General features: G+C 59.5%; 9 protein-coding genes. 5 read left to right on the forward strand and 4 right to left on the reverse strand.

Annotated elements, in window-relative coordinates; all coding sequences use genetic code 11:
* Positions 1-177: 177 nt before the first annotated feature.
* A complete protein-coding gene (locus tag L1073_RS12705) occupies positions 178-405 on the reverse strand; it encodes an ogr/Delta-like zinc finger family protein (RefSeq protein WP_343322508.1) in 228 nt (75 codons plus the stop codon).
* Positions 406-639: 234 nt separating this feature from the next.
* On the opposite strand from L1073_RS12705, the gene L1073_RS12710 reads away from it, so the two are divergent.
* Together L1073_RS12710 and L1073_RS12715 are read left to right on the forward strand one after the other, a co-directional pair.
* Entirely contained in the window at positions 640-1,890 is a 1,251-nt protein-coding gene (locus tag L1073_RS12710; RefSeq protein WP_246899797.1) for a glycoside hydrolase family 68 protein, read from the forward strand.
* Between the two features lie 59 nt (positions 1,891-1,949).
* Positions 1,950-2,252: a phage holin, lambda family gene (locus L1073_RS12715; protein ID WP_246899799.1), complete on the forward strand. Its 303-nt coding sequence runs from the start codon at positions 1,950-1,952 to the stop codon at positions 2,250-2,252.
* Positions 2,253-2,983: 731 nt separating this feature from the next.
* Here the strand turns inward: L1073_RS12715 and L1073_RS12720 are convergent.
* The 3 genes from L1073_RS12720 to L1073_RS12730 form a co-directional block, all read right to left on the reverse strand.
* Positions 2,984-3,712 (reverse strand): 16S rRNA (uracil(1498)-N(3))-methyltransferase, encoded by a 729-nt coding sequence (locus tag L1073_RS12720; RefSeq protein WP_246899801.1) that lies wholly within the window; start codon positions 3,710-3,712, stop codon positions 2,984-2,986.
* A 3-nt stretch (positions 3,713-3,715) separates the two neighbouring features.
* Positions 3,716-4,210 (reverse strand): protein-export chaperone SecB, encoded by a 495-nt coding sequence (gene secB / locus L1073_RS12725; RefSeq protein ID WP_097021576.1) that lies wholly within the window; start codon positions 4,208-4,210, stop codon positions 3,716-3,718.
* A gap of 71 nt (positions 4,211-4,281) precedes the next feature.
* Positions 4,282-4,701, reverse strand: coding sequence for a rhodanese-like domain-containing protein (locus L1073_RS12730; RefSeq protein WP_246899803.1), 420 nt, complete (start codon positions 4,699-4,701; stop codon positions 4,282-4,284).
* A 269-nt stretch (positions 4,702-4,970) separates the two neighbouring features.
* Here L1073_RS12730 and gpmI point away from each other — a divergent pair, with 269 nt between their 5' ends.
* From gpmI to L1073_RS12745, 3 genes are all read left to right on the forward strand, one after another.
* Entirely contained in the window at positions 4,971-6,548 is a 1,578-nt protein-coding gene (gene gpmI, locus L1073_RS12735; protein WP_246899805.1) for a 2,3-bisphosphoglycerate-independent phosphoglycerate mutase, read from the forward strand.
* 29 nt (positions 6,549-6,577) lie between these two features.
* Positions 6,578-7,747 (forward strand): murein hydrolase activator EnvC family protein, encoded by a 1,170-nt coding sequence (locus L1073_RS12740; RefSeq protein WP_246899807.1) that lies wholly within the window; start codon positions 6,578-6,580, stop codon positions 7,745-7,747.
* Between the two features lie 140 nt (positions 7,748-7,887).
* On the forward strand, positions 7,888-9,228 hold the full coding sequence (locus tag L1073_RS12745; protein WP_246899809.1) for a S41 family peptidase: 1,341 nt from the start codon (positions 7,888-7,890) through the stop codon (positions 9,226-9,228).
* The last annotated feature ends 52 nt before the right edge of the window (positions 9,229-9,280 follow it).

The raw sequence follows: 9,280 nt of genomic DNA on the forward strand, positions 1-9,280 counted from the left end.
AATTCATGGCCCCACAACCTTAATCGATTAAGTCAAATGGCCAATAATTAACACCATCTAATAACTCAAGATGACAGTGACTACATACAGCTACCTATTGAGAACAGAAAGAAATGAAGGAAAAGGTGAAGATGACAGAGCACCTAGAAGTCAAATGATAACCATCGACAAATATCGTTATTCCGTACATTCTTTCGCCAGCGAATCTTTTTCAGACATGGGAGCGCTTATAATTTTTTCCAAACTCTCTATGGCCTTGAAGGTGCAGGAGCAAGAAATATTCTGGCACTGGTAATAGGCTTCTTTCATCGTCCTCGTTATATAGCGACTCGTTCTTGTGTGTGCCGATTTTCCACATACTGGACAGCGCATCATAGCGGGTGCCTTCCTTGGTGATAAATACATTCGTCATAAGCCGCAGCATTTATGTAAAATTTATTAATACATGACTTATGAGCGCATTTATAATCCAACTTAGACCTAAGGCACAACAGGGGCGTGACTTTTCATCTCTCACACAACAAAATCTTGACATCGCAGAAGTCATGTTGTGTGGTAAATGATCAAACACCATCCTCTTTTGGCACGTAAATACTCATGTTTTTATAAAGCCTCACCCATCAATGTGAGTATTAAAAAATGTCTATCCAAGATAAGATCCAAACCGCCTCTTGGTCTCGTGCAGATGCACTTAAAGTGAAATTCGATGATCCGACAACGACTCAACCAGAGGTCGGGTATGATTTCCCGGTACTGGATGACGACCTGTTCATCTGGGATACCATGCCGCTCCGGAAACTGAACGGTGATGTTGTATCAGTCGATGGCTGGTCTATCATCTTCACTCTTACGGCTGATCGCAAGCCCGAAGAATTTACCCGTGAAGATGGTAGTTACGATATTGCTTCCGATTGGGAGAACCGTCATGGGCGGGCACGCATATGCTACTGGTACGCCAAAGATAGTAAAAGCTGGATCTTTGGCGGCCGGGTCATGCAAGAAGGTGTCTCCCCGACTAAGCGAGAGTGGGCTGGCACGCCTATTTTGCTCAATGACAACGGTGATATGGAACTCTACTACACCGCAGTCAAGCCCGGGGCGACCATGGCGAAAGTCAAAGGTCGCATCGAAACCACGGAAACTGAAGTCAAGCTTCATGGCTTTGATGATGTAAAAGAGCTATTCACTGCTGATGGTGTCTACTATCAGACTTTAGATCAAAATCCGCTCACCAACTTCCGTGATCCCGCCCCCTTCATTGATCCGAATGACGGCAAACTTTACATGCTGTTCGAAGGCAATGTAGCCGGCAATATTGGTGAGCATGTCATCACTACGGAAGATATGGGTCATATTCCACCTGGCTTTGAGGACGTCGGCGGAGCCCGCTTCCAGAGTGGCTGCGTTGGCATTGCTGTTGCGACCGACCTTACAGGGGATAACTGGGAGATCCTCCCGCCCTTGGTCACCGCTGTTGGCGTTAATGACCAGTTGGAGCGTCCACACTTCGTGTTCAAGGATGGCAAATACTACCTCTTCACCATCAGCCACCAGTACACCTATTCCGATGGCCTGGATGGTCCGGATGGCGTCTATGGCTTTGTCAGTGACTCCTTGTTTGGTCCGTTTGAGCCGCTGAATGGATCAGGCCTGGTGCTGGGCAACCCGTCTTCTCAGCCGTTCCAGACCTACTCGCACTGCGTGATGCCGAATGGCCTTGTGACATCCTTCGTCGATAGCGTGGAGAAAGATGGCAAGGCCGAAGACTACCGGATCGGCGGCACTGAGGCGCCGACAGTGGAACTCAAGATCGAAGGAAGCAACACCTACGTCGTCAAGGTATACGACTACGGCTTTATTCCTCCGATGGGCAATGTGCTAACCAAATAAGGGAAACGCGCCACATGGTGGCGGACTGTTCGTTCGCCACCATATAAAGGGTATATAAAATGGATATCTCGAGTGCAATCGTAGTCGTAAAGGATTTCTTTAAAGGAGACTCTCTGCTCGCAGGGATAATGATCTCCGTTGTAATATCAGCATTGAGAGTTATTGCGAAAGGGGGTGGAAAGCTAGAGGCATTGATTGAGGCAACGCTTTGTGGCTGCTTGACCTTCGTGTCTTACTCCCTGATGAATCATCTCGGTGTTTCTGAGGGGCTCACCGTTACCGTTGGAGGCGTCATAGGGTTCATGGGAGTCAAGAAAATCCGCTTCTTCGTAGATAAAGCAATCAATAGCAAGGTATCATAACCATGCTGCATATAGAATATGGCATTTTCCTGACTTCTTTTAACCAAAAGGCACTATACTTAGCCATCACCTTCAGTTTCTAACCACCTCTTCCGATCATGTTATACTAAATGATTATATCATACGTAAAACCAGTGTTATTCACTAGGAATATACAACCAACAGGGATCAGGGGGGGTTAAAAATGTCAGCAGAGCACCTTGACATAGTTGAAGTTAGGCATTCATCTGTCTTGAAAGAGGTCAATGAACTTTTGAAAGAAGGGTGGAAGTTGTTGGGAACGTCTCATGGAGTTGATGAGAACAGCTATCCAATTGTCATTTATGCATTGGGTCGGGAGAAATAATTCAAGACAACGGAGCTTGCGACTTATTTTTCCCGTGTACGAAACTGCGTTGCGCACACGTAGCCCGCCTACCACGGCGTCGAGACTCGGTCCCAACTTTGCCCATTCATGTGCGATGCCTCGGCCAGCGCTTTGAGCGCGTTCGAATGTCGCCTCATCCATCCCAGAATGATGGATGAGAGTCAGTTGCACTTCAGCCCCTTCTCCATTGGCAATCATCCTCAGCGGAACGTAGACCTCCACGCCCCCTTCAAGCTCGATTCAGTGATCCATCACGCCATAAGGGTTATGGCCTGCGAAGCGGATGACTACCCAGCCTTCCGGGCCCTGCACCAACCAGCGTTCGCCTTAGCCACACCCGCATCGAAAATAAGACGCGAACGCTCTACCCCAAGTCACCAAAATAATGCTGCAACAGCGCAAGGGCGACGACGGGGGCGGTTTCGGTGCGCAGGATGCGGGGGCCGAGGGTCAGGGCGGTGAAATCGGCGGTGTAGGCGGCGTCGATTTCGGTGGGGGATAAACCGCCCTCAGGGCCGACGAGGAGTGCGGCGCGGGTGATGTCGCTGGCGTGTTGCCAGGCGGTGTCGGTGGCGGGATGCAGGACGAGACGTAGCGCTTCGTCGCGTGCCGCCAGCCAGGCACTGAGCGTTTGCGGGGGATGCACGGTGGGCACGCGGCTGCGTCCGCATTGCTCGCAGGCGCTGACCGCGACGGCCTGCCAGTGGGCGAGTTTCTTGGCTTCGCGCTCACCCTTGAGGCGCACGTCGCCGTGCTCGGTATAAAGCGGCGTGATCGCCGCGACGCCGAGCTCGGTGGCCTTCTGGATGGCGTAATCCATGCGGTCGCCCTTGGAGATCGCCTGGCCGAGATGCACCGCCAGCGGTGACTCGGCGCCGCCCTCGGTCACGGTGGTGACCCGTACGCGTACCTCGCGGCGCCCCACGCTGACGATCTCGGCCTCGGCTTCGAGACCCTCGCCATCGAACAGGCGCAGCGCCGCGCCTTCACGCAGCCTAAGCGCACCCGCCACATGGCGTGAGGCACCTTCGGGCAGGATGATTTCCGCTGCGGCGACCAGCGTGGCCGCCACATGAATGCGCGGTCCGGCCATCGCTTACTGCACGTTCTCGGCGGCTTCGCTTTCGCGCTTCTTCTTCTGGGCGTACATCGCCTCGAAGTTGACCGGTGACAGCATCAGCGGCGGGAAGCTGCCGCGATTGACCAGGTTATCGATGCACTCACGCGCATAGGGGAACAGCATGTTGGGGCAGAACGCGCCCAGCGTGTGGTCGAGCTGGTCGTCGCTCAAGCCGGCGATGCGGAACAAGCCGGCCTGCTCCACCTCGGCGAGAAACGCCGTGGCGCCATCTTCGTTGTTGGTGACCTGCGCCGTTACCTTGACCACGACCTCATAGAGGTTTTCACCGACCTGCTCACTGGTGGTGTTGAGGTCGAGCCCCACCTTGGGCTTGAAGGCGTTCTGGAACACGCTCGGCGCGTTGGGCGACTCGAAGGAGACATCCTTGACGTAAATACGCTGCATGGAAAATTGCAGCTGGTTCTGCGTGTCGTTGCCACCTTGAGCGGCCTGATTGTTGTCTTCCGCCATGTTGCACTTCCTTTGACTTATCTATGCATGAGACGCGGGGCCCGGCGTGCGCCGCCCCGCCAGTGTAGCGCTTACTTGCGGACCACCGGCAACTCATCGGACTGCCACTGGGTCATACCGCCCTTGAGCTTGGCCGCGCGGGTGAAACCGCCCTGGGTCAACTGCCCGACAGCGGCGCCGGAGTGCTGACCGTGCTGGCATACCACCACCACCGGTTTTTCCTTGTAGTCCTCGAGCTCTTTGAGGCGATCCCCCAAACGGCCCTTGGGAATATTACGCGCGCCGGCGATATGCCCCGCCTTGAAGTCCTTGACCTCGCGAATATCCAGAAACAGCCCCTCCTCGCGATTGATCAGCGAGGTAGCTTCGGACGGCGAGACGCCGCTGTTCGAGCCTTTCAGCTCGTAGGCGATCCATGCCACCAGTACCACCAGAAAAGCGCCTGACAGTAGCAGGTGGTTTTGCACGAATTCGAATAACTGATCGATCATGGGTGCGGATAACTCTCGTTGTGTGTCTATCGACGTGTCTGTCGGCGTCGTGTGCGCTCGGCGAACGTCGCATGCCCCGGCGGGCGCCTTAGTATACATGAGCCATGCGCGAGCGTCCGGCCCCACCAACGCGGCTGACGCTCTCTCGTGACTGCGTTATGATGCCGCAAGGAGACGTGAGTCGCGAACCCCCGGCGGCACTGCCGCTTCATGGGGTCATCGGCCGGATGCGCCGATGCGACGCCTATCAGATTCCCGCGAGGCATGTTATGGCAGATACCCACACCCAGCGTCCCCGGCCCGTTGCGCTGCTGATTCTCGATGGCTACGGCCAGAACGATGACACCGAGTACAACGCCGTTTACAGCGCCAAGACGCCGGTCATGGACGCGCTGAAACAACGCTACCCCTCCGCCTTGCTGCATACCGATGGCAAGTACGTCGGGCTACCCGACGGCCAGATGGGCAATTCCGAAGTCGGCCACATGAACCTCGGCGCCGGGCGTATCGTCTACCAAGACTTCACGCGTATCACCAAAGCCATCGAAGACGGCGAGCTGGCCACCAACACCGCGCTGACGGCGCCCATCGACGCCGCCGTGACCGCCGGCCGCGCCGTGCATCTGCTCGGCCTGCTCTCGCCCGGTGGCGTGCACAGCCACGAGGATCACATCCTCGCCGTGGCCGCATTGGCCGCCGAACGCGGCGCCAAGCACGTCTATCTGCACGCCTTCCTCGACGGCCGCGACACCGCGCCCAAGAGCGCACGTCCCTCGCTGGAACGTGCCAATGCACGCCTCGCCGAGCTATTCGGCGCCGACAACGCCTACGTCGCTTCGATCGTCGGCCGTTACTACGCCATGGACCGCGACAACCGCTGGGACCGTGTCGAGCAAGCCTATCGCGTCATCGTCGAGGGTGAGGGCTCGCAGGTCGCCACCAGCGCCGAAGCCGGGCTGGACGCCGCCTACGAGCGTGACGAAAGCGACGAATTCGTCGCCGCCACCAGCATTCGCCCGCACGGCGAGCCGGTACGCATGGCCGACGGCGACGCCGCGCTGTTCCTCAACTTCCGCGCCGACCGCGCTCGCGAGCTTTCGCGCGCCTTCGCCGAGGACGACTTCAGCGGCTTTACTCGCCAGGCACGGCCCAAGCTGGCCCACGAAGGGCTGGTGATGCTCACCGAGTACGCCGCGAACATTCCAGCGCCGGTGGCCTTTCCACCCACCGACCTAGTCAACACCCTGGGCGAGACCGTCGCCAAGCGCGGCTTGAAGCAGCTACGCATCGCCGAGACCGAGAAATACGCCCACGTCACCTTCTTCTTCTCCGGCGGTCGCGAGGACGAGTTCGACGGCGAGACCCGTGAGCTGATCCCCTCGCCGCAGGACGTCAAGACCTACGACGAGAAGCCGGAAATGAGCGCTTATGAGCTCACCGACAAGCTGGTCGCGGCCATCGACGCGGGTACGTTCGATCTGGTGGTGTGCAACTACGCCAATGGCGACATGGTCGGCCATAGCGGTGACTTCGATGCCGCCGTCAAGGCTATCGAGGCGGTGGATGTCTGCCTGGGCCGGGTGATCGAGGCCATAGAGCGCGCCGGTGGCGAATGCCTGGTCACCGCCGACCACGGCAATGCCGAGCAGATGGTGCATCCTGAGACGGGCAATCCGCAGACGGCGCACACGACCTTCCAAGTGCCGCTGGTCTACGTCACGCCGCGCGCCGGCGCCACCCTGGCGGACGACGGCAGCCTGTGCGACCTGGCGCCGACCCTGCTGTCCATGATGCACGAGCCGATCCCCGAAGAAATGACCGGTCGCGTGCTGGTGGATACCCCCTGATAGGTGTACGTGTATTGCGGCGTCGGCGCATGAGCGCGCCGACGTCCAGCAAGCGAATCGCCATGGCCTGCGCCATGGCGTTCTCGTGTGCGTGGCTGTCGCTGGGCACGTCCGACGCCTGGGCGCAGAACTCACCTGAGGAGGTCAAGCGTCAGCTCGAAGCTTTGGGGAGCGATATCGAGAACGCCGAGTCACGCCTCGAGGGCACTCGTGACGAACGCGATAGCGCGCAGGACGCATTGCGCGAGGTGGAAACCGAGCTGGCCGACACCCAACAGCGGCTGACCGGCCTGCAGCGCGAGCAGGATCAACTCGATCAGGAAGTCGCCGAGCTCAAACAGCAGCGCCAGACCCTCGAGGAAGAGCGCCGCCAGCAACGCGCCGCCCTGGCCAAGCAGCTCAACGCACTATACCGGCTCGGCCCCACGCCGCAGCTCAAGCTGTTGCTCAACCAGACCGACCCCGCGCGGCTGGACCGCCTTCAGCAGTATCTCAATCATCTCAACCAGGCGCGTGAGCAGCGTCTCGACGCTCTAGCCAAGCTCGAGGACCAGCTCGACGAAACGCAAAGCGCGCTGCAGTCGCATCAAGAGCGCCTGGACGACCTCGCCAGCGAGCTGAGCGAACGCCGTGAGACGCTCAGCGATCAGCGCAGCGAGCGCGAAGCCATCCTCTCGAAGTACAAAGAGCGCTACACCTCTCAGCAAGCCAAGCTGGCCGCGCTCAATGATGACCGCGAGGACGCTCAGCAACTGCTCGAGCAGATGCAGGCCAAGCTCGATCGTCTCGAAGAAGCGCCGCCCTCCACGGATATCGAAGAGACCCGGGGCGATCTACCCTGGCCCGTGCAGGGCGACATGCTCGCCACCTACGGCAACGGCGAAGGGGTCGACCGCAACGGCATGCTCATCGGCGCCGCAGCGGGCACACCGGTCACCGCCGTGCATGCCGGCCGCGTGGTATTCGCCAACTGGATGCGCGGCTTCGGCAATCTGTTGATCGTCGATCACGGCGACAACGTCATGACGCTTTACGCCCACCTGCAACGCTTCGATGTCGAAGTCGGCGCCCAGGTCACGCGCGGCGATACCCTTGCCGCCGTCGGCGACAGCGGCGGCCGCGACAGCCCGGCGCTGTATTTCGAGGTCCGCAAAAACGGCGACCCCATCGACCCCAGCGACTGGATCACCCGGCGCTGAACGTGCGCCACGCTGGATTGCGCCGACCCATAAAGGCTATGCTGGGCCTCGGCGCGCGTGGGTTCGCCTGCGCCTCGCCACCTGGTCGCCCCTTCCGGCGCGACTGACATGAGCCCGTTCCGCCGCGTTGTGGAGACAGCATGACCGCAAGCCAACCCCGTTCCCCACGTCTCATCGTTCGCCACTTTCTAGCAATGGGCATGGCCCTGGTGATCGGTGCGCTAACCCTGTCGCTGCCGGCGCACGCCCAGCAAAGCGCTCAGCCAAGCACCCAGGCTCAGGCCGACAATGATGCCCTGCCCGTGGAAGACGTGCAGACCTTCGCCGAGGTCTTCGAGCGCATCAAGCGCACCTATGTCGACGAAGTCGACGATACCACCCTGATGCGCAACGCCATTCGCGGCATGCTAGGCGAGCTCGATCCACACTCCGCCTATCTCGACAAGGACGCCTTCGAGGCCCTGCGCGAGAACACTGAGGGCGAATTCAGCGGTGTCGGCATCGAAGTCGGCATGCAGGACGGCCAGTTGACGATCATCGCCCCCATCGACGACACCCCGGCCGCCCGCGCCGACCTTCAGGCCCAGGACCGTATCCTGCGCATCGACGACACACCCACCGAAAGCCTGTCGCTGCAAGAAGCCGTGGACATGATGCGCGGCGACGAAGGCGAGGAGATTCGCCTGACCATCATGCGCGAGGGCGAAGACGCCCCTCGCGATGTCACCCTGACCCGCGAGACCATCCAGACCGAAAGCGTCAAGCACGAGCTGCTGGCACCGGGCTATGGCTACCTGCGCATCAGCCAGTTCCAGAACCGTACCGGCGAGCAGGCCCGCGACGCCATCGACGAGATGCGTGACGAAGGCGAGCTCAAAGGGCTGGTCCTCGACCTGCGCAACAATCCCGGCGGTGTGCTCGACAGCGCCGTCGACGTCGCCGACCTGTTCCTCGACAGCGGCCTGATCGTCTACACCGAAGGCCGCCTGCCGGACAGCGACATGCGTTTCTCTGCCTCCACCCAGACCAGCGCCCCGGACGTGCCGATGGTGGTACTGATCAACGGCGGCAGCGCCTCAGCGGCAGAGATCGTTGCCGGCGCCCTGCAGGATCAGCAACGCGCCGTGCTGATGGGCACCGAGAGCTTCGGCAAGGGCTCCGTCCAACAGGTACTGCCGCTCAACAACGGCGACGGCCTGAAACTGACCACCGCGCTCTACTACACACCGGATGGCCGCTCGATCCAGGCCCAAGGCATCGAACCGGATGTCGACGTGGTGCGTGGCCGTCTCGAAGTCGCCGAAGGCAGCGGCATCAACATCCGCGAAGCCGACCTCGAGAACCACCTGCGCAACATCAACGGCGACACTGAACGCTCCGAGCGCGAAGCCTCACTCGCCGAAAGCGACTACCAACTCGGTGAAGCGCTCAACCTGCTCAGGGCCCTCAACGTCCTGCCGCGCGCGCAATCCAGTGACTGACGCCTCGCACTAACCACTGCAACGCAAACGCCCCCGCGCCGTGATTTTGAAA

The organism is Chromohalobacter nigrandesensis, from assembly GCF_023061285.1.
GTDB classification, from domain to species: domain Bacteria; phylum Pseudomonadota; class Gammaproteobacteria; order Pseudomonadales; family Halomonadaceae; genus Chromohalobacter; species Chromohalobacter nigrandesensis.

Excerpts from the sequence above, each read along its gene's own strand:
- L1073_RS12705 (WP_343322508.1), bottom strand. The coding sequence starts at position 405 with ATGTATTTATCACCAAGGAAGGCACCCGCTATGATGCGCTGTCCAGTA.
- L1073_RS12710 (WP_246899797.1), top strand. The coding sequence starts at position 640 with ATGTCTATCCAAGATAAGATCCAAACCGCCTCTTGGTCTCGTGCAGAT.
- L1073_RS12715 (WP_246899799.1), top strand. The coding sequence starts at position 1,950 with ATGGATATCTCGAGTGCAATCGTAGTCGTAAAGGATTTCTTTAAAGGA.
- L1073_RS12720 (WP_246899801.1), bottom strand. The coding sequence starts at position 3,712 with ATGGCCGGACCGCGCATTCATGTGGCGGCCACGCTGGTCGCCGCAGCG.
- secB (WP_097021576.1), bottom strand. The coding sequence starts at position 4,210 with ATGGCGGAAGACAACAATCAGGCCGCTCAAGGTGGCAACGACACGCAG.
- L1073_RS12730 (WP_246899803.1), bottom strand. The coding sequence starts at position 4,701 with ATGATCGATCAGTTATTCGAATTCGTGCAAAACCACCTGCTACTGTCA.
- gpmI (WP_246899805.1), top strand. The coding sequence starts at position 4,971 with ATGGCAGATACCCACACCCAGCGTCCCCGGCCCGTTGCGCTGCTGATT.
- L1073_RS12740 (WP_246899807.1), top strand. The coding sequence starts at position 6,578 with ATGAGCGCGCCGACGTCCAGCAAGCGAATCGCCATGGCCTGCGCCATG.
- L1073_RS12745 (WP_246899809.1), top strand. The coding sequence starts at position 7,888 with ATGACCGCAAGCCAACCCCGTTCCCCACGTCTCATCGTTCGCCACTTT.